The organism is Sphaerisporangium flaviroseum, assembly GCF_039537005.1.
GTDB classification, from domain to species: domain Bacteria; phylum Actinomycetota; class Actinomycetes; order Streptosporangiales; family Streptosporangiaceae; genus Sphaerisporangium; species Sphaerisporangium flaviroseum.
This window is the reverse complement of sequence record NZ_BAAAZR010000063.1, coordinates 143,734-163,571: the sequence shown is the minus strand read 5'-3', so window position 1 is coordinate 163,571 and position 19,838 is coordinate 143,734. Positions and strand designations below refer to the sequence as shown.

At 70.6% G+C, this 19,838-nt stretch carries 19 protein-coding genes; 8 read left to right on the top strand and 11 right to left on the bottom strand.

Annotation, left to right across the window (positions count from 1 at the left end):
* Both ABD810_RS39980 and ABD810_RS39975 read right to left on the bottom strand, forming a co-directional pair.
* Entirely contained in the window at positions 1–1,101 is a 1,101-nt protein-coding gene (locus tag ABD810_RS39980) for a phosphotransferase family protein (protein ID WP_344953420.1), read from the bottom strand.
* Positions 1,098–2,288 (bottom strand): acyl-CoA dehydrogenase family protein, encoded by a 1,191-nt coding sequence (locus ABD810_RS39975; RefSeq protein ID WP_344953417.1) that lies wholly within the window; start codon positions 2,286–2,288, stop codon positions 1,098–1,100. The genes ABD810_RS39980 and ABD810_RS39975 overlap by 4 nt, the downstream gene beginning before the upstream one ends.
* A 53-nt stretch (positions 2,289–2,341) precedes the next feature.
* Between ABD810_RS39975 and ABD810_RS39970 the strand changes: the two genes are divergently transcribed.
* A complete protein-coding gene (locus tag ABD810_RS39970; protein ID WP_344953414.1) occupies positions 2,342–2,725 on the top strand; it encodes a DUF6285 domain-containing protein in 384 nt (127 codons plus the stop codon).
* A gap of 79 nt (positions 2,726–2,804) precedes the next feature.
* On the opposite strand, the gene mctP is transcribed toward ABD810_RS39970, so the two are convergent.
* From mctP to ABD810_RS39945, 5 genes are all read right to left on the bottom strand, one after another.
* The gene (mctP, locus tag ABD810_RS39965) at positions 2,805–4,412 is read right to left on the bottom strand and encodes a monocarboxylate uptake permease MctP (RefSeq protein ID WP_344953411.1); all 1,608 of its coding nucleotides are present in this window, start codon (positions 4,410–4,412) and stop codon (positions 2,805–2,807) included.
* On the bottom strand, positions 4,409–4,642 hold the full coding sequence (locus ABD810_RS39960) for a DUF3311 domain-containing protein (protein WP_344953408.1): 234 nt from the start codon (positions 4,640–4,642) through the stop codon (positions 4,409–4,411). Before ABD810_RS39960 ends, mctP begins: the two co-directional genes overlap by 4 nt.
* Positions 4,643–4,810: 168 nt before the next feature.
* Complete coding sequence (locus tag ABD810_RS39955; RefSeq protein ID WP_344953405.1) at positions 4,811–5,443, bottom strand: carboxymuconolactone decarboxylase family protein; 633 nt, start codon at positions 5,441–5,443, stop codon at positions 4,811–4,813.
* Between the two features lie 92 nt (positions 5,444–5,535).
* Positions 5,536–6,093, bottom strand: a complete 558-nt coding sequence (locus ABD810_RS39950) for a VOC family protein (RefSeq protein WP_344953402.1) — start codon at positions 6,091–6,093, stop codon at positions 5,536–5,538.
* Between the two features lie 71 nt (positions 6,094–6,164).
* Positions 6,165–7,760 (bottom strand): CocE/NonD family hydrolase, encoded by a 1,596-nt coding sequence (locus ABD810_RS39945; RefSeq protein WP_344953399.1) that lies wholly within the window; start codon positions 7,758–7,760, stop codon positions 6,165–6,167.
* 282 nt (positions 7,761–8,042) lie between these two features.
* Between ABD810_RS39945 and ABD810_RS39940 the strand changes: the two genes are divergently transcribed.
* The 5 genes from ABD810_RS39940 to thyX all read left to right on the top strand — a co-directional run bounded on the left by ABD810_RS39940 (position 8,043) and on the right by thyX (position 14,056).
* Entirely contained in the window at positions 8,043–10,220 is a 2,178-nt protein-coding gene (locus ABD810_RS39940; protein ID WP_425567053.1) for an anthranilate synthase component I, read from the top strand.
* 120 nt (positions 10,221–10,340) lie between these two features.
* On the top strand, positions 10,341–11,501 hold the full coding sequence (locus ABD810_RS39935) for an amidohydrolase family protein (protein WP_344953396.1): 1,161 nt from the start codon (positions 10,341–10,343) through the stop codon (positions 11,499–11,501).
* Between the two features lie 79 nt (positions 11,502–11,580).
* A complete protein-coding gene (locus ABD810_RS39930) occupies positions 11,581–12,555 on the top strand; it encodes an ABC transporter ATP-binding protein (protein WP_344953393.1) in 975 nt (324 codons plus the stop codon).
* Positions 12,552–13,304 (top strand): ABC transporter permease, encoded by a 753-nt coding sequence (locus tag ABD810_RS39925; RefSeq protein WP_344953389.1) that lies wholly within the window; start codon positions 12,552–12,554, stop codon positions 13,302–13,304. Before ABD810_RS39930 ends, ABD810_RS39925 begins: the two co-directional genes overlap by 4 nt.
* A gap of 41 nt (positions 13,305–13,345) precedes the next feature.
* Positions 13,346–14,056 (top strand): FAD-dependent thymidylate synthase, encoded by a 711-nt coding sequence (gene thyX / locus ABD810_RS39920; protein ID WP_344953386.1) that lies wholly within the window; start codon positions 13,346–13,348, stop codon positions 14,054–14,056.
* An 18-nt stretch (positions 14,057–14,074) separates the two neighbouring features.
* On the opposite strand, the gene ABD810_RS39915 is transcribed toward thyX, so the two are convergent.
* Positions 14,075–14,380: a ubiquitin family protein gene (locus ABD810_RS39915; protein ID WP_344953384.1), complete on the bottom strand. Its 306-nt coding sequence runs from the start codon at positions 14,378–14,380 to the stop codon at positions 14,075–14,077.
* Between the two features lie 192 nt (positions 14,381–14,572).
* Complete coding sequence (locus tag ABD810_RS39910; protein ID WP_344953381.1) at positions 14,573–15,742, bottom strand: globin domain-containing protein; 1,170 nt, start codon at positions 15,740–15,742, stop codon at positions 14,573–14,575.
* A 630-nt stretch (positions 15,743–16,372) separates the two neighbouring features.
* Between ABD810_RS39910 and ABD810_RS39905 the strand changes: the two genes are divergently transcribed.
* The gene (locus ABD810_RS39905) at positions 16,373–17,059 is read left to right on the top strand and encodes a gamma-glutamyl-gamma-aminobutyrate hydrolase family protein (protein ID WP_344953376.1); all 687 of its coding nucleotides are present in this window, start codon (positions 16,373–16,375) and stop codon (positions 17,057–17,059) included.
* Positions 17,060–17,105: 46 nt separating this feature from the next.
* On the opposite strand, the gene ABD810_RS39900 is transcribed toward ABD810_RS39905, so the two are convergent.
* Positions 17,106–18,287, bottom strand: coding sequence for an acyl-CoA dehydrogenase family protein (locus ABD810_RS39900; protein WP_344953371.1), 1,182 nt, complete (start codon positions 18,285–18,287; stop codon positions 17,106–17,108).
* A gap of 63 nt (positions 18,288–18,350) precedes the next feature.
* Positions 18,351–18,962, bottom strand: coding sequence for a class I SAM-dependent methyltransferase (locus ABD810_RS39895; RefSeq protein ID WP_344953365.1), 612 nt, complete (start codon positions 18,960–18,962; stop codon positions 18,351–18,353).
* 226 nt (positions 18,963–19,188) lie between these two features.
* On the opposite strand from ABD810_RS39895, the gene clsA reads away from it, so the two are divergent.
* Positions 19,189–19,767 carry a cardiolipin synthase ClsA gene (clsA, locus tag ABD810_RS39890; RefSeq protein WP_344953360.1) on the top strand — a complete coding sequence of 193 codons (579 nt, stop codon included), beginning with the start codon at positions 19,189–19,191 and terminating at the stop codon, positions 19,765–19,767.
* The last annotated feature ends 71 nt before the right edge of the window (positions 19,768–19,838 follow it).

Here is a 19,838-nt window from a genome sequence, read left to right as displayed (position 1 = left end):
TCAACCGCCGGAGGGTCCGTTCCGCAGGCCGAGATGGTGGAGGAGGTCCCATTCGGTCTCGCACACCCTGCGGCCGATGGCGGCGAGCTCCACGGAACCGGCTCCGCCGCGCAGGTGGCGCATGGCCTGCATCACGCAGATGACGCCCCACTTCAGCACGCCGAACGTCTCCCACCAGCGCAGCGCGTCCCGGTCGACCGGGTGCCCGCCGGCCTTCTCGTACGCCTGGACGAGCCGGTCGTAGTCCCCGAAGCCGCCCACCGGCTTCTCGGACCCGAAGCGCCACGCCTTCACGCACAGCCAGCCGAGGTCCTCGACCGGGTCGCCGGTGTGGGCCAGTTCCCAGTCGAGCACGGCCCTGATCCCCTCCGGCCCGACGATGAGGTTGCCGTTGCGGAAGTCCCCGTGAACGACGGTGGTCCTGCCAGGATCCGGCCTGGTCGCGGCCAGCCTCCTGAAGGCCAGCTCGAACACCGGATGCGGCTGCCCGGTGGCGTCCAGCAGATCGCGCCATGTCCTCAGCGGGTCCTCGGCCGCGGGCGCCGGCTCGGGCCCGCTCACGCCGGGCGCCGGCTCGGGCCCGCTCGCGCTGGGCGCCGGCTCGGGCCCGCTCGCGCTGGGCGCCGGCTCGGGCCCGCTCACGCCGGGTGCGGAGACCGGGCCGGGCGCGAACGGGTCGAGCGGCATCCGGTGCAGCGCGGCGAGGATCTCCCCGCACTGGTCGGTCAGCAGCGGGCCGAGCCCGGAGAACCGCCGCAGGATCCTTCTGGGGATGGTCTCGCCCTCGACGCGGGCCATGAGGATGTACGCCGCGCCGCCGGTGGTCCCGTCGGCGAGCACCTCGGGGACCGGCACCCCGGCCCGGCCCGCGGCCCGCATCAGCGCCGCCTCGCGCGCCAGTCCCGCCCCGGCTTCCAGCGTGGCGCCGGGGGAGTCGAGGCGCAGGACCAGCGCTCGTGACACACCGGCCGGCGTCACCGCGTCGATGGACCACGTCTCCCTGGAGGCGCCGCCGGGCAGGCGGCCGCGCGCGGTGACGGTCGTGCCCGCGCCGAAGACCTCCGTCAGCAACCCCTCGACGAGGCCGGGTGCGCCGGTCATCGCAGGCCGAACTCCCAGTTGCCCCCGGTCGTGTACTCGCCGAGGATGCGGCGGCCGACCGAGTCGATGTGCACCTCGTCCGGCCCGTCGTACACGCGCCCCGCCCGCGCGTGCCGGTACATGCGGTCGAGGGGCGTGTCAGGGGTGAGGCCCAGCGCGCCGTGGGCCTGGATCGCCCGGTCGATCACGTTGTGCAGCATGCGGGCGGCCACCACCTTGACCGCCCCGATCTCCACCCTGGCCTGCTCGCCCCGGTCGATGGCGTGCGCGGCGTTCAGCGTGAGCAGCCGGGCCGCCTGGATCTCGGTGTAGGAGTCGAAGACGTGCCGGCGCATGAGCTGCTTGTCGGCCAGCGGCCGGCCGAAGGCGGTGCGCTCGTGGAGCCTGCGGCACATCAGGTCGAAGGCGCGCTGTGCCTGGCCGAGCCAGCGCATGCAGTGGAAGATGCGGCCGGGCCCGAGCCGCTCCTGGGCGATGACGAACCCCTGCCCGCGCGGGCCGAGCAGGTTCTGCGCGGGCACGCGTACGTCCTCGTAACGGACCTCGCAGTGCCCGCCCTCGATACCCAGCACCGGGGTGTCGCGCACGATGACGTACCCGGGCGTGTCGGTGGGGACCAGGATCATCGAGAACGCCATGTGCGGCGCCGCGTCGGGCTCGGTACGGCACATCACCGTCGTGTAGGCGGCACGGTCGGCCCCGGTCGTGAACCACTTGTGCCCGTTGATGACCCATTCGTCGCCGTCCAGGACCGCCGTGGTCCGCAACTGGGTCGGATCGCTGCTGGACACCTCCGGCTCGGTCATCGCGAAGCTGGGCCAGATCTCGGCCTGCACCAGCGGGACCAGGAACCGCTCGCGCTGGGCGGCGTTCGCGTACCGGTGCAGCATCAGCGAGTCCTGCAGGGTGAAGGTGCCCAGTGCCAGCTGGCCGAGCTCGCTGCGCCCCTGCACCTCGTTGACGTAGACGTAGTCCAGGAAAGGCAGGCCGCCGCCCCCCAGCTCTTTGGGATGGCCGAGCGCCCACAGCCCTTCCTTCTTGGCCTGCCGCTGCAGGTCGCGGAGCAGGGCGGCGGTCGGTTCGCCTCCCTGGTGGACGACCTTCTCCGCAGGCTCCACGCGCTCGATCATGAAGGCGTGGACGGCGTCGCGGATCGGGCGCACGCTGTCGGGAACGGCGAAGCTCATGCGACGATCTCATCGGACGATGGTTGCCGGGTCAACGGGTGAGGAGCCTTCTTGTGACCGCATCAGACGGCCCTGCCCCGGCCGGATCCCTCCACGACGTCCCGTCGGCGGCCGAACTGGTGGCGGCGGTCCGCGAGTTCCTGTCGTCCGACGTCCTGCCGGCGGTCGACGGCCGCACCGCGTTCCACACGCGGGTCGCGATCAACGTGCTCGGCATGGTGGAGCGGGAGATCGAGCTGGGACCGGCGCAAGCGGCCGCGCACGCCGGGCGGCTGGCGGCCCTGGGCGTCACCGGTGACGCCGGGCTCGCCGCGGCCATCCGGGAGGGACGCCTGGAGGAGGGGCCCGCGTTGGCGGACGCGCTCGTCGCCGCCGTGCGCGGCAAGCTCCAGGTCGCCAACCCCGGCTACCTTCAGGACGACAGCGAGCGAAGCTGAACGCGCCCGGCGGCCCCGGAGGGCTCGCCGGGCGCGGTCCGCCGTCCGGCACCGGCCGCGAGGGCCGGAACAGTGCCGGTCAGTGGGAGCCGGAGAGCTCGATCTTCTGGACGCGGGGGTCGCCCTCGTCGGCGAGGTAGTCGGTCGGGCTGGTGGCGTCGCCGCCGTCGGCGAGCTTGCCCGCACGGGCGATCATCGTCCCGGTGACCGCGACGATGAGGTTGACCGCGAGCGCCAGGAACCCGGCGTAGATGGTGATCTTGGTGTCCAGGCCGAGCTTGGCCAGCGGGAACGCCGAGCCGCCGAAGTGGGCGTGGTTGATGGCCGGGTTGGCGATGTTGTAGAGCATCAGCATGCCCGCCGTCATGCCCGCGGCCCATCCGGCGATCAGGCCGGCCCGGTGGAACCAGCGGGTGTACAGGCCGAGGGCCACCGAGGGCAGCGTCTGAAGGATGATGACGCCGCCGATGAGCTGCAGGTCGATGGAGAACTGCGGGTCGATCAGCAGGATGACCAGCACCGCGCCGATCTTCACCACCAGCGAGGCGATCTTGCTGACCGCCGCCTCCTGGGCGTCGGTGGCGTCGCGCTTGATGTACTCCTTGTAGATGTTGCGCGTGAACAGGTTCGCGGCCGCGATGGACATGATCGCGGCCGGGACCAGCGCGCCGATGCCGATGGCGGCGTAGGTGACCCCGGCGAACCAGTCGGGGAACACCTTGTCGAACAGCTGCGGGACCACCGTGTTGGCGTCCGCCTTGCCGTTGGTGGTGATGGGCTTGATGCCGGCGGCGATGGCCATGTAGCCGAGCAGCGCGATCAGGCCGAGGAGCAGGCTGTAGGCGGGCAGCGCGGACATGTTCCGCTTGATCACCCCGCGGTTGCGCGCCGCCAGGACGCCGGTGACGCTGTGCGGGTACAGGAACAGCGCCATGGCCGACCCGAAGGCCAAGGTGATGTACTGCAGCTGGTTGTTGGCGTTGAGCAGGGTCCCGTCGGTCACGGCGGGAGTGGCGGCGAACTTCGACTTGGCGGCGTCGAAGATCGACCCCCAGCCGCCGAGCTGGCTCGGGATGTAGATGATCGCCACCAGGATCACCAGGTAGATCAGCGCGTCCTTGACGAAGGCGATCAGCGCGGGGGCGCGCAGGCCCGACTGGTAGGTGTAGGCCGCCAGGATGGCGAAGGCGATGATGAGCGGCAGGTCGCCGGTGACCCCCATCGTCTTCAGCACGGCCTCGATGCCCACCAGCTGCAGGGCGATGTACGGCATGGTCGCCACCAGGCCGGTGATCGCGATCAGCAGGGCCAGGGTGGGGGAGCCGAAGCGGGCGCGGACGAAGTCGGCGGGCGTCACCATGCCGTGCACATGGGCGACCGACCAGAGCCGGATCAGCACGAGGAACACCAGCGGGTAGGTGATCACCGTGTACGGCAGGGCGAAGAAGCCCGTCGCCCCGGCGCCGTACAGCAGCGCGGGGACGGCCACGAAGGTGTACGCCGTGTACAGGTCGCCGCCGACCAGGAACCAGGTGACCCACGAGCCGAACTTGCGGCCGCCGAGGCCCCATTCGTCGAGGCTCGCCAGGTTGTCGGGGCGGCGCCAGCGGGCCGCGACGAAGCCCATGCCACTGACCACGGCGAACAGGATCGTGAAGACGATGATCTCGGTGAGGTGCTCGCTCATCGCCCGCTCCTCTTCTTGCCCACCTGGTACACGATCGTGGTGGCGGTGACGCCGAGGATGATGAACGCGAGCTGCAGCCAGTAGAACAGCGGGAACCCGAACAGGCGTGGCTCTTCCGCGTTGTACAGGGGGGTGAGCAAAGGAATCACGATCGGCACGAGCAGCAGCCAGTTCCACGGGCTGCGGTCGCTGCGAGCCGGCCGCTCTTCGCTGGGTGGCGTGGTCAACACACTCTCCTAGGGAGAAGAGAGGCGTAACTAGCCTGATGGGGCTAGTTATCCGGTTGTCCGGAAGCGTAATTTCGCGACCCGCGCCGGCGTCTCACCAATCGCCGAACGGGCCTGTCGGCGCGCCGAGCGGCGACTCCGTTCACGCTCGTCCCATCGCGACGCGCGAGCTCAGCTCAGCTCATCGGCTATGTCACGGGCGCCGTACCCCTGCGGTGCGGGCACTTCGGCGACGGGTTCCGGCCGATCGTCGAATTCGAGCCGCAGGGCCCTTGACATCGTGGCGTGCATTTCGTAAAGGCAGGTGAAATAGGTGAGCTCGAGGATCTGCTCATCGGGCAGGTGCCGCTTCAGCGTCTCGAAGATCTCGTCATGCACTCGCCCGCCGTCGAGCACCAGCCCGTCGGTGTAGGCGAGGACGGCCCGCTCCACCTCGTCGAACAGGTCGCTCACCTGCCAGTGGGCGACCGCCTGGACCTTGTCCTCCGGCACGCCGAGGGCGCGCATCTGCTTGCAGTGCTGGGAGAAGACGAACCGGCTGCCCCGCGCCCACCCGGCCCTGGTCTGGCCGAGCTCGCGCAGCACCGGGTCGAGCTTGGCCTCGCGGTAGGCCTGGAAGCCCTTCACGCAGTGCTTGAAGATCACCGGATCGAGGGCGAAGACCGTCCACCAGTTCCCGGGGGAGCCGGTCGCGGTGCCGGGCTCGGCGACGGGATCGCGGCCGGGCCCGAACAGCCGGTCGTAGAAGAACAGCGTCAGCGGATCGGTGACCTCGTGCCGGGGGACCTGGCGAAGACGGGGCATCCATGCGTCCTTTCACGAGCGGGGTCGCACCCGCTTTCACGCGAGCGGGGTCGCACACGTGAGCGGCGACACCCGCTTTCCAAGTGAGCGGGTCACACGGTGCGGTCGGCCGCGGTCCTGGGGTCGTGGCGCACGCGGGAGGTCTCGCCGATCGCGCGGGTCCAGGCGGCGAACTCCACCAGGATGCCGTCGGGATCCTTGAAGTAGAGCGACCGGATGAACACGCCCTCGTGCATCTCGGGCGCGACGCCGAACTCGCTGTCGTCGTGGTTGAGGATGACCCCGACGTCGACGCCCTTGGCGATGAGCTTGTCGCGGTACTCCTCGATGCGCTCGGGCGGGACGTCGATGGCGATGTGGTTCATGGAGCCGACGGCCGACAGCAGCTCGCCGCGGTCGGGCAGGCCCTTGGGCGCCGAGATCCCCGGCATCGCCTCTGGCGCGTCGGGGAACCAGAAGAACGCCAGGGCGTTGCCTCCGCCGCAGTCGAAGAAGAAGTGCTGGCCCCATCCCATGGGCAGCTCGATCGTCTTGATCAGGGGCATTCCCAGCACGCCTGAGTAGAACTCGACCGTCTGCTTCATGTCGGAGCAGACCAGCGCCAGGTGGTTGACCCCACGTAGCTCGAACTCGGTGTTGGTCGGTTCCATGGCCCCTCCTCGGGACGGCCCACCTCGGTAACTACCTACTTATCACAGTGTGGACCGGCGCGAGGAACCGGTCAGCCCGAGGCGTGCGGCAAGACGATCGCCGAGGGATGCTCAGGGTCGTGAAAGATCTCCTGGTCGGCCGCGACCGCCGTGCGGCCGGTGCCGAGGGGCTCGCCGGTGCCGAGGTTGCGGGCCAGCCGCGGGTAGGCGCCGCTGGTCACGTGCACCCGTACGCGGTGGCCCCGCTGGAAGCGGTGGGCGATCGGCCACAGCTCGACCTCGACGCGGCGCACGCCCTCGGAGTCCACGGGCGGCGCGCCGGGCTGCAGCCGCCTGACGCCCTCGCACACGTTGAGCGAGGTGCCGTCCGGATGCACGTCGCACACCCGGACCACCAGGTCGGTGTGCTGCGTGCTGGAGCGCAGGAAGACCTCCGCGGCGACCGGGCCGATCAGGTCCAGGTCCTCACCGAGCGTCTCACCGGTGTAGACGAGCACGTCGGACCGCGCCTCCAGGCGCCGGTTGTCGCGGGGCGCGGAGTTGCCGAGCAGCGTCGGGCCGCCGGACACGGGGGTGGGCCTGGCCGGGTTGTAGCGGTACCGGTCGGGAAAGGACTCGCCGGGGTTGCCCGGCGCCAGGGCGAACCCCGGCTGCAGGTGCCAGCGGCGTTGCTTCATGCCCGGCACCGGCCAGTCGTCGAAGTCGCGCCACTCGCCCGCGCCGGTGACGTACAGGCGGACGGGGCTCGCGCGCAGGCCGGAGGCGTCGCCCAGCAGATGGGCGCGGAACCACGCCAGCGCGTCGAGGTTCGCCAGGCGCCCGTGCCGCACGTCGGCGTGGTGCCAGGGCCCCACCGTGAGGTACGGCTGCCGTCCCGCGGCGCGCATGGCGATGTAGTCCTTGAGCTGCCACGGCAGGAAGACGTCGTACCAGCCGCCCGTCATGGTCACGGCCGCGTCCACCTCGCCCACGGCAGAGGAGAAGTCCCTCTTCTTCCAGAACGGGACGGCGGGGTCGGCGTGGTGGGTGAGCACCTCCTGGAAGAACGGCAGTGAGCGACCGGCCGCCAGCCGGTCCAGCTCGCCGACCGGCCGGCCCGACAGCACGGCACGCTGGGTCCTGCGCGGCGCGAAGAACACCGCCGCACCGCTGAGCGGGCCGGACATCAGGGCGGTCAGCGTGCTCCAGCTCAGGGTGGACTCCAGCGCGAAGGAACCTCCGACGTAGGCGGCGTCCCGGAACTGGGACGCGGTGACCTGCGTCGCCATGGCCTTGAGGTCGGGGCCCACGTACGGGGCGATCGCCCACTGGGCGTAACCGAGGTAGCTGGGGCCGTGCATGGCGAAGCTGCCCCCGTACCAGGACTGGGCGCGCATCCACTCGACCGTCGCCAGGCCGTCGTCCTGCTCGTCGAGCGGGGCCAGCTCACCGCCCGAGCCGAAGCCGCCCCGGCAGCTCTGCAGGATCACCTGGAAGCCCTGGCGCGCGAAGGCCCTGCCGTAGGCCAGTCCGAATAGGCCGCGCCGGCCGTACGGCGAGCGGATGAGGATGGTCGGCGGCCTGCTCACGCCGATCGGGATGTAGCGGTCGGCCAGCAGGAGGACGCCGTCCGGCATGGGGACCTGCATGTCCCTGTGGACGACCACCCGGAACTGAACCCGATCCATGAGCGCTCCTCGCTGTAAGCGGAGTCATACCCCGGATGATGTAAGCAGTTCGTTACCCACTGGTAACATGCTAGTGCTATCAGCCGCCGGGCGCTGTGACCGACGTCACCCGGCCCCCGATCTCGCGGCCGACTCTTGGCCCGAAGAAGTGGCGGCGGGGCCCGCGATGCCTATACCATTTGGCCATGCGAACGATCGCCTCTGCCCAGTGGTGGCGCTGCTTGTAGGCGGCGCGTGTTTCGCATTCAATTCGGACGGCCGCCCCGGGAGGCGGCCTTTTTCATGCCCACCCGGGGCCAATCGAAGATCGAGAAGGGCAAGGCAAGGGTGGACACGAGCGGATATACCACCGCTGGCGGCATCGATGTCGAAGTGACGACCGCCGACGTTCCTGAGACCGTGCTGGAGAAGGTCGTCTCCTCGCTCGGCGAGCGTCGCGGCGGCGTTCTCTCCTCCGGCATGGAGTACCCCGGCCGGTACAGCCGATGGCACCTCGCCTACATCGACCCGGTCCTGGAGATCGTCGCCCGGGGCCGTGACATCTCCGCGCGGGCGCTCAACGAGCGGGGCCGGGTCGTGCTGCCCGCCGTGACCTCCTGCCTGCTGGCCGCCGGCAAGACCACCACGGAGCCGACCGAGGACCACGTCGAGGTCCACGTCCCCGCGTCCGAGGACATCCTGCCCGAGGAGATGCGCAGCCGCCGTCCCACGGTCTTCACCGCCATCCGCGAGATCATCGCCGCGTTCTCCGGCGACGACGAGCACCTCGGCCTGTACGGGGCGTTCGGCTACGACCTGGCCTTCCAGTTCGAGCCGATCCGGCAGGTGCTCGACCGGGCGGACGACCAGCGCGACCTGGTCCTGCACCTGCCCGACCGCGTCATGGTGATCGACCGCAAGCGGGAGACCAGCCGGGAGTACCTGTACGAGTTCACCGTCGACGGCGTCTCCACCCGTGGCCTCGAGCGCACGGGGGAGTCCGTCCCGCTGACCCCCGCCCCCGCCCGGCTCCCCGATGACCCGGTAAGGGGGGAGTACGCCGCGGTCGTGGAGGCCGCCAAGCAGAAGTTCCGGCGCGGCGACCTGTTCGAGGTGGTCCCCGGGCAGGTCTTCCACGCCCCCTGCGACGACCCGTCGAGCTTCTACCGGGGCCTGCGCCACAGCAACCCCGCCCCCTACGAGTTCCTGTTCAACCTCGGAGAGGGCGAGCACCTGGTCGGCGCCTCCCCTGAGATGTACGTCCGCGTCCAGGGCGACCGGGTCGAGACCTGCCCGATCTCCGGCACGATCGCGCGCGGCACCAACCCCGTCGAGGACGCCGAGGCCATCCGCACCCTGCTCAGCTCGGTGAAGGAGGAGTCCGAGCTGACCATGTGCACCGACGTCGACCGCAACGACAAGTCGCGCGTCTGCGTCCCGGGCTCGGTGCAGGTCATCGGCCGCCGCCAGATCGAGATGTACTCCCGCCTCATCCACACCGTCGACCACATCGAAGGCCGCCTTCGCCCCGAGTTCGACGCCCTGGACGCCTTCCTCACCCACATGTGGGCCGTCACCGTCACCGGCGCGCCCAAGACCTGGGCGATGCAGTTCATCGAGGACCACGAGGCGACCGCCCGGCGCTGGTACGGCGGCGCCGTCGGCTACCTCGGGTTCGACGGGTCCATGAACACCGGCCTCACCCTGCGCACCGCCCAGATCCGCGGGGGCGTCGCGACCGTCCGCGCCGGCGCGACGCTGCTGTTCGACTCCGAGCCCGAAGCCGAGGAGCGCGAGACCGAGCTCAAGGCCAGCGCCCTGCTCGGAGCGCTCGCCGCCGTCGGCGCCCCCCAGGCGCGGGCCGAGAGCGCGCCACGGGCCGAGCGGCCGGGGCAGGGCATGAAGGTCCTGCTGGTGGACCACGAGGACTCCTTCGTCAACACCCTCGCCGACTACTTCCGCCAGCACGGCGCCGACGTCGTCACCCTGCGCCACGGCTTCCCGCTCACGATGCTCGACGAGGTCGCGCCGAGCATGGTGGTGCTCTCGCCCGGCCCCGGATGGCCGTCCGACTTCGGCTGCTCGGCCCTCGTGGACGCGCTGTACGCGCGCGATCTGCCCGTCTTCGGGGTCTGCCTCGGGCTGCAGGCCATGGTCGAGCACGCGGGCGGCACCCTGTCGCTGCTGCCGCACCCCGAGCACGGCAAGCGCGGCCAGGTCGGCCGGGTGGGCGAGAGCGCGCTGCTGGACGGGCTCCCGCAGGAGTTCACCGCCGCCCGCTACCACTCGCTGCACGCCAAGCGGGCCGGGGTGGAGGGCTTCACGGTCACCGCGCTCACGCCGGACGGCGCGGTCATGGCCATCGAGGACACCGCCAACCGGCGGTTCGCCGTCCAGTTCCACCCCGAGTCCATCCTCACCGCGGAAGGCGGCGCGGGAGCCGCGATCGTCGCCAACGTGTTGAGGCTGTGCCGGGGTTGAGTAAAGGCGGGGACGAAGCCCCGGCCGAGGTGCGGGCGGGCCCCTAGAGTCCACTGGCTGGGGCGCCCGGCATCGTGGGCGGGCGCGATCCGACAACCGACGAGCGGGGCGAGGTGACCGATGGAACCGGACGACATACTGCCGGCCTCGGTCCCCGGCGCGGTCCGGGCGGCGCTGCTCGCCCCGCTGGTCGACCACCACTGCCACGGGGTGCGCCGCGGCGAGCTCACCCGCTCGCAGTTCGAGATGCTGATCACCGAGGCGGGCACCCCGGCGCCCCCGGGCACCACCCACTTCGACACCCCGGTGGGCACGGCGATCCGGCGATGGTGCGCCCCGGTGCTCGGGCTCGACCCGCACGCGCCCCCCGCGGTCTACCTCGCCCGCAGGACCGAGCTCGGCCCCGCCGAGGCCAACAAGCGGCTGCTGCGCGCGGCCGGAGTGGTGGCGTTCCTGGTCGACGCGGGACGGGGCGGCCGCGAGCTGCTCTCCGCCGCCGAGATGGGACGTCTCGGCGGCGCGGCCGCCGACGAGATCGTGCGGCTGGAGCACGTCGAGGAGGAGGTCGCCCAGGAAGGGCTCACCGCCGTCGGCTACATCCACACGCTCGCCGAGCGGCTCGCCGCCCGGGCGTCCCGGGCCGTCGGCCTCAAGTCCATCGTCGCCTACCGGTACGGCCTGGACTTCGACCCGGCGCGGCCGAGCCGGGGCTCGGTGATCGCCGCCGCCGGCCGGCGGCTGACCGAGCCCGGTGAGCGGCTCGACGATCCGATCCTGCTGCGCCACCTGCTGTGGACGGCCGTGGACATCGCCCGCGACCGCGGCCTGCCCCTGCAGTTCCACACCGGCTACGGCGATCCGGGCATCGACCTGCACCGGTCCGACCCGGCCCTGATGACCGGCTTCATCAGGGCGGTGCGGCCGGTGGGCGTCCCGGTGATCCTGCTGCACTGCTACCCGTTCCACCGGCAGGCGGCCTACCTGGCCGGCGTCTTCCCCCATGTGTACGTCGACGTGGGCCTGGCCCTGACCTACACCGCGGCGGGCTCGGCCACGATCATCGGCGAGCTGCTGGAGCTGGTGCCCTTCCACAAGCTGATGTTCAGCTCCGACTGCCACGGCGTCGCCGAGATGTGCCTCCTCGGCGCCCTGTACTTCCGGCGCGGGCTGACCCGCGCGCTCGCCGCCCGCCTGCAGCAGGGGGAGTGGAACGCCTCCGACGCGGCCCGCGTCGCCCACATGCTCGGCTCCGGCAACGCCCGCCGCGTGTACCGGCTTTAGCCGGTTCCGCGCGGCAATTGCTTGGATATCGGGTAAATCGCTAGTCCTGGAGATCGGATCACCCCGATAATCAGGGGTGATGGCTGCCATTGAGATCCGAAACCTCACCAAGTCGTTCGGGGCGGTCCGTGCCGTGAACGACGTGTCCTTCACCGTCGCGGCCGGTACCGTCACGGGCTACCTCGGCCCGAACGGGGCCGGTAAGACCACGACGCTGCGCTCCCTGCTCGGCCTGGTCACCCCCGACTCCGGCCAGGCGCTGGTCAACGGCCGCCGGTACGCCGACCTGGTCGCGCCGCTCACCGAGGTGGGCGCGGTGCTGGAGGCGACGAGCTTCCACCCCGGCCGTACGGCACGCAACCACCTGAGGGTGCTGTGCACCGCCGCCGGTCTGCCGGACGTCCGCGCAGACGAGTCACTCGACCAGGTCGGCCTCGCCGGCGACGCCGGCAAGCGGGTGGCCGGCTTCTCCCTCGGCATGCGCCAGCGCCTCGCCCTGGCGACCGCGCTGATCGGCAAGCCCAAGATCCTGATCCTCGACGAGCCCGCCAACGGCCTGGACCCCGCCGGGATCCAGTGGCTGCGCGGCTTCCTGCGGTTCCTCGCCGACGACCAGGGGTGCGCCGTGCTCGTCTCCAGCCACGTCCTTGCCGAGGTCGAGCAGACCGTGGACAACGTCGTGATCATCGCCCAGGGCCGCATGATCCGGCAGGGCACGCTGGCGGAGCTGACCTCGGACGGCGACCGGGGCGTCAGGGTCGCCGGCGCGGAGGTCCAGCGGCTGCGGGCCCGGCTGGAGGCGGCGGGCGCCACGGTCGAATCCCCCGAGAGCGGCGTGCTGCTGGTGCACGGCGCCCCACCCGAGACGGTGGGCCAGGCGGCGCTCGACGAGGGGGTCGTGCTGTCGGAGCTGGTCCGGCGGCGATCCGATCTCGAACGGGTCTTCCTGGAGCTCACCGGCGAACCCGCGGACGCGCCCCCTGAGGGCGGGGGCGGCGTGGCCACCGCGGAAGCCGTGCCCGCCGTGACCGAGACCTCGGGAGGCGCGCGATGATCCGGCTGGTCAGGGCGGAGCTGCAGAAGGTCTTCACCACCCGCATGGTGTGGGGCATGCTCGCGCTGTCGCTGGGCTTCACCGCGATCGGGCTGGTCGCGCTGAGCATTCTCTCGGGAGGCCAGGGGGCGCCCTCCCTCAGCGAGCCGGACGGGGTGCGGAACCTGTTCAGCCAGGCGGGCTCCGGGCTGGTTTTCGCCTTCGTCATCGGCACCCTGCTGATCACGGGGGAGTACCGCTTCCAGACGATCACGCACACCTTCCTGGTGACGCCCCGCCGGCAACGGGTGGTGGGCGCCAAGCTCGTCGCCTGCGCGATCGTGGGCACGTTCTTCGGCCTGGCCGGCATCGCCCTGGCCTTCGCCGTCGGCGTCCCCGCGATGCTGATCAAGGGGGCGAGCCTGTCGCTCATCGGAGCCGACGTGGCGCGCGTCTGCGCCGGAACGGTCGCCGCGATGGCCCTCTACACGATCCTCGGCCTCGCACTGGGATCCCTGCTGCGCAACCAGGTGGCCGCCATCGTGGTCGGCATCGGCTGGGTGTACGTCCTTGAGAACCTGCTGGTCGCCCTGCTGCCGAGCGTCGGCAAGTGGCTGCCGGGAGGGGCGGCCCAGGCCGTCTACGGGGTGTCCTCACCGCTCGGGGGCGGCTACCTGCCGGCCTGGGCGGGGGCCGCGCTGCTGATCGGGTACGCCGCGCTCTTCGCGACCGTGGCCTCGGTCACCACCATCCGCCGCGACATCACCTGAGCGCTCGTCTACGATGTACGGCGGCGAACGAGGGGATGCCGATGGAATTTCTCAGTGACGTGACGGTAGAGCTGGTCAGGCACAGCGCGGCCGACTCCGATGTGGTGTGGGCGGCCAGGGTCTCCACGGCGGGCGAGCAGTCCCTGGAGGCGGTCGGCCAGGACGCGGAGCGCTCCAAGGGCCTGATCAACTACCTGATGCGCGACCGGCACGGCAGCCCTTTCGAGCACAACTCCATGACCTTCTTCATCAGCGCCCCCATCCTCGTCTTCCGCGAATTCCACCGCCACAGGGTGGGCTGGTCGTACAACGAGGAGAGCGGGAGGTATCGCGAGTTGCAGCCGGTGTTCTATGTGCCGGGGCGGTCGCGCAAGCTCGTGCAGGAGGGAAAGCCGGGGCGCTACCGGTTCGTCGAGGGCGACGACGATCAGCACAAGCTGGTCGCCGAGGCCATGGAGACGTCCTACCGGCGGTCGTACGAGAGCTACCAGGAGATGCTGGAGGCGGGGGTCGCCAGGGAGGTCGCGCGGGCGGTGCTGCCGGTCGGCCTGTTCTCCTCGATGTACGCCACGTGCAACGCCCGCTCGCTGATGCACTTCCTGTCCCTGCGGACCAAGGACGAGCGCGCCACCGTGCCGTCGTTCCCGCAGCGCGAGATCGAGATGGTGGCCGAGAAGATGGAGGCGCTGTGGGCCGAGCTGATGCCGCTCACCTACGCCGCCTTCAACGCCGCCGGTCGCGTCGCCCCCTAGGCCGGCACGAGGCGGAGCTCACAGGGCGGGCAGGACGTAGACCTCCGCGCCCGGAGGGAGGGCGCACGAGAGCCCGCCGAGGCGGCGGGCGTTCTCTCCGCACACGAACATGCTGATGTGCCGGCGGATCCCGCCGTACTCGTCGCACAGCCGCTTCTCCAGCATCGGATGGGTGCGGCGCAGGGTGTGGAGCGCGGCGCCCAGCGTGGGGCGGCCCTCGTCGGAGTCCGCCACGGCGAAGACCCGCACCTCGGTCGCCCCGCTACCCCAGTGCCCGAGCGTGCTGGGTAACACGAACGTCACAAGTGTGACCGGCTTGGCCATGGGAGTCAGAGCACCGCCGGTGCGGCAGAGCGGGCCGGGGCGATGGAGGGAGAGAGCCGCCTCGTACCGACGGCGAGCAGCGTGCCCTGCATGATCGCTCTTCCTTTCGCGACGCCGGGCCGCGTCGCCTGTCCCCCCGGCTCGGCGCGGTGGCCCGGTCAACGTGTTCTTGCCGCTGCACGCGGATCGGCATCATCGTGTCACGTTGCCGGGACAGCCGCCGGACTCCACGGTATTTGGGTGATCAGTTCGCCCGGAACGTCCTCGGATTTCTGATTGATCGCCAGGATCGTGCCAAGAATCGCCGTTCACCGGGTCACAGTGGATGCGCGCGGGGGGGACGCCGTCGCCCTGCAGCCTGCGCACGGTCTCGCGGACCATGGCAGGGGGGCCGCACACGTAGACGTCGTGGCCGGCCCAGGAGTGGAAGCGTTGCACGACGTCCGGCAGCAGGCCGCGCATGCCGTCGTAGGCGGGCTGGTGGGACACCACCGGCAGCACGCGCAGCCACGGGAACGTGGACTCCATGCGGATCAGGTCTCCCAGGTCGTACAGCTCCGAGGAGGTGCGCGCGCCGACGAGCAGGTGGATGTTGGGCCGGCGCCCTGAGGCGATGATGTGCTCGACGATGGCCTTGATCGGCGCCAGCCCGGTGCCGCCCGCGACGCAGAGGACGTCGCGCATCTCCTCTCCATCCGGCGGGACCATGGTGCCCATCGGCGGGCCCAGGAGCAGGGTGTCGCCGATCCTGGTGTGCGAGACCAGGGTCGTGCTGACCCACCCGCCGCTGACCGCCCGCACATGGAGCCGGATGGTGTTGTCGGGCCGGGGGGCGTTGGCGATGGAGAAGGTGCGCCACACGCGTGGCCATCGGGCGACCTGCACGTTGAGGTACTGCCCGGCGACGAAGGGCATCGGGGTGCCGGGGCGCAGGGTGATGACCGCGATGTCCGGCGTGTGCAGCTCGTGGTCGACCACCTCCGCCAGCCACCATGCGGGGGAGACGCCCGCGTCGGCCTCGGCGGCCTCGATCATCAGGTTGGCCGCGGCGGTGTAGGCGGCCACCCACGCGGCCTCGATCTCGGTCGTCCAGGTGTCGCCCGCGAAGCGTTTGATCGTCGCCAGCAGCGCGTTGCCGACCGCGGTGTAGTGCTCGGCCAGCACACCGTACTTGCGGTGGTCCCTGCCCAGCTGCCCGAGGTAGAACCCGAGGCTGCCGGGGCTGTCCAGGCTCCAGACGATGCGTGTGAGCGCGCCGAACAGGCGGTCTCTCTGAACGTCCATCGCGGGAGGGAACATGCTCCGAAGGTGCGGGCTCTCGGCGAACAGCCGACCGTAGAAGTACGCGACGGCCTTGGCCATCACGGGTTGGATGGCAGAGAAACTTTCCTTGACCAGACGTGGATTCAACGACATTTGTCGACGCCCTTAATTGATCGGATTTACCATCCGATCATGTTGTTCCACCTCCCTGACGGTCCGGGTCGCGAGCGTCCGGCGGCCCCGGCTCAACCGATCGCTCGAATTGAAGTCTTCCATTCACACATGAGCGTCACAACCGTTTCACCACAAGGTGAGGGGAAAGCGAACTCTTCGTAAGTGGTGCGTGATTCTCCGTAATGGGGCTGTGAAGGCCCTGACGAATGGAGATGAAAGAGAATCACATTCGCATTGACCGGTTTTTGATCGCCAGGTCATTTCTCCTGCAATGACAAAGAATCATGAATTGCGAGATCTGCGGGCGGCCCGCCGTGGCCATGGACGCCGCGACCGGGGAGCCGGCCGGGAGCCGCCCGAGGCGGCGCCGGAGGGGAGATGGTGCCCCTGGGGCGCATGTGGCTGATGGGGCAAATGGGGCGGAAGTGACGGGACTGATACCCGGATACGTGACATACCCGAAATGTTGTGCGCCATGATGGGTCTACCACTGCTGATGGGCTGGGTGCCGCCGCGACATGGCGGTACGACCTTGCGCGAGCCCCTGGAGAACGTATGTCCCGACCGCTGATCGGTATCACCACCTACTTCGACGCCGCCCGCTGGGGCACGTGGGTCCGCGAGGCCGTGCTCTCGCCGCCCGCCTACGCGAAGGCGGTGGACAAGGCCGGAGGCGCGGCGGTGCTGATCCCCCCGCTCGCCATGGGAGCGATCGACGGCTACATCCGTGGCCTCTCGGGGCTCATCCTGGCCGGCGGTGTGGAGGTCGATCCCGGCGCCTACGGCGAGGAGCGGGACGAGCGGGTCGAGGAGCCCCAGCCGCAGCGCGACCGGTTCGAGATCACGCTGGCCCGGGCGGCGATCCAGGCGGGCCTTCCCGTGCTCGGCGTGGCCCGCGGCATGCATGTGCTCAACGTCGCCCTGGGCGGCACCCTGATCCCCTGGCTGCCCGAGGCCGTCCACCACGAGCGGCACGCCGCAAGCACGCCGCACGTGATCCAGATCAGCGTGTCCAGCAAGGTGGGCAAGGCGGTGGGCGACCGCATCGAGGTGGCCACCCCCCACCACCAGGGGCTCAAGCGGCTCGGTGAGGGGCTGCTGGCCGTCGCCTGGGCCGATGACCAGATCGTCGAGGCCGTCGAGCTCCAGGGCCACCGGTTCTGCGTGGGCGTCCAGTGGCACCCTGAGCGCGGGAACGACAACCGCCTGGTGGACGCGCTGGTCGAGGCCGCCATCCCGTAGTGAGGCGCCATCCCGGAGGCGCCGGGGCAGGCCCGGCGCCCCGGGCTCAGAAGCTGCGGGGCAGGCCGAGCACCTGCGTAGCCAGGTAGTTGAGCAGGAGCTCCTCGGTGACGGGCGCGACCTTGCCGATGCGGGCGTCCGCCAGCAGCCGGGCCACGGGGTACTCCAGGGAGTAGGCCATCCCGCCGTGGGTCTGGAAGGCGTGGTCGGCCGCCTCCCACGCCGCCTGCGAGGCCGTGAGCTTGGCGATGTTGGCCTCGGTGCCGCAGGGCAGGTGCCGGTCGAACAGCCAGGCCGCCTTGTAGAGCATCAGCCTCGCCAGCTCGATCTTCGCCTTGACCTGCGCGAGCGGGAAGGCGATGGCCTGGTTGGCGCCGATCGGCCGGCCGAAGACCTCGCGTTCCTTGGCGTAGGCGACCGCGACCCGCAGCGCCACCTCCGCCGCCCCGAGGGCGCTGGCCCCCAGCAGGATCCGCTCGGGGTTGAGGATGTCCCACAGCACGGCCGCGCCCTGGTCCACCTGGCCCAGCACGCTGGTGGCGGGGACCCGCAGATCGTCGAGGAAGACCATGTTCGAGGGGGTGGTGTTCGCCCCCATCTTCGGGATCGGGCGGTAGGACAGACCGCCCGCCGCCACCGCCGCGGGCACGTCGACCAGGAAGACGGTGAGGCCGTTGGCGCGCGGCCTCGCCTCGGCGGCCGGGATGGTGCGGGCGACCAGCAGCATCCAGGCGGCCCGCTGGACGCCGGTGATCCAGATCTTCTGACCGTTGATCACGTACTCGCCGCCGTCGCGGCGGGCGAAGGTCGATATGGCCAGGGAGTTGGACCCGGCGTCGGGCTCGGTGAGCGCGAAGCAGGTCTCGGCCTCACCGGCGGCCAGCCTGGGCAGCAGCGCCGCCTTCTGCTCGGCCGAGCCGTGCCGGGCGAGCGTCATCGCGCCGAAGCCGGGGGTGAGCACGTAGGTGAACGCCGATCCGCCGGCCGAGCCCGAGGCCGACAGCGTTTCGGTGGCCACGGTGAGCTCCAGCAGCCCCTGACCGCCTCCGCCGTACTCCTCGGGCACGGCCAGGCCCAGCCAGCCGCCTTTGGCCAGCTCGGCCCAGACCTCCTCCGGCCAGCGCTTTTCCGCCTCGCACCGCTGCCAGTAGTCCATGTCGTAGCGCGAGCAGATGTCCGCGATACCCCTTTGGACGTCCTGAGCGCTCTCCGGAAGCGTGAAGTCCACCGTGATCACTCCATTCCCGTTGCCCGCGCAATGGTAGAACGAAGTTCGGTCAGCGTGCGACGGTCAGTGACGCGGGCGCCTGGCGTGGTAGACGAAGGCCGGCGGCACGTTGGCCCAGACGGTCCTGCTGACCACGACCTCCTCGAAGGACTCAAGCAGGCGGCGGCGGAAGCGCATGGCCGGCGGCAGCGTGCGGGCGTGGACGTAGGCGAAGGTGGTGAACGCCCCGCCCGGCGTGAGCACCTCCCGAATCGCCCCGAGCAGCTTGTCCTGCAGCCCGGCGGGGAAGGCCCCCCACGGCAGCCCGCTGATCACCACGTCGGCCTGCTCGTGCCCGTGCTCGGTGAGCAACGCGGGCAGGCCGACGGCGTCGGCGACAATGATCTTGGCACGAGGATGCCGGTTGGCCAGGAGCGCGGCGAGCCGGGGGTTGATCTCGACGGCCAGATGATCTCCGCGCGCGCCCAGGCGCCGCTGGATCTCGTCGGTGAACACACCCGTTCCCGGGCCGAGTTCGACGACCACCGGGTCCCCGCGCTCGGGGATCGGTGTGGCGACCACCTTCGCCAGCCGCCGCGAGCTGGGCGCGACCGCTCCGGTGGTGCCGGGCGACCGCATGAACTGCCCGAAGAAAAGGGCCGCGTCGTTGGCCTTGCCATTGCCCCTCGAGAACAAAATGGTCCGCTCGCTTCCTCGTCCGGCCGATCTCGTGACCCTCTGGAGGATGCCATCCCCACTGAGGACAGGATGCCGTTTTTACCGGTGAAGTCCTGTGACGCACCTAATGGGCTGACACGGAGGTTCGTCCTCCAACGATACGTCCCGTATGGGGCTCGTCCCCGCCGCCGTCCGGAGCCGCGCACCGGTAGGGTCGGCACCAGGGTCACGAAGGGGGTCATGGGTGAAATCGGCGGAGGACCGCATCTGGACGGTCCCGAACGCGCTGAGCCTGCTGCGGCTGCTCGGGGTGCCGGTGTTCCTGTGGCTGGTGCTCGGGCCCAAGGCCGACGGGTGGGCTCTGGCGCTGCTCATGACGGCCGGGTTCTCCGACTGGCTCGACGGCAAGATCGCACGCGCGTGGAACCAGACCAGCAACCTCGGCAGGCTGCTCGACCCGCTCGCCGACCGGCTCTACATCCTGGCTACGCTGATCGGGCTGACGTTGCGCGAGGTCATCCCCTGGTGGCTGGCCGCCCTCATCATCGGCAGAGATGTGGTGCTGCTCCTTTGCGTCCCCATCCTGCGGAGGCACGGCCTGGGCTCGGCGCTGCCGGTCCACTTCCTCGGCAAGGCCGCGACGGCCAACCTTCTCTACGCCTTCCCGCTGCTGTTCCTCGCGTCCCACGACGGCTGGTACGCCGACGTAGCCCAGATCATGGGATGGGCCTTCGTCATCTGGGGAACAGGTCTGTATTGGTGGGCGGGGGCGCTGTACGTGGTTCAAGGGCGTCGGCTCATCGGAGGGGCGAGCCGGGCATGAGCGATCGTGGGGTCCGTCCCGGCGGGTCTCCACGGCGATCGCCCGCGCGAGCGTGACCGTGTGCCCACCGT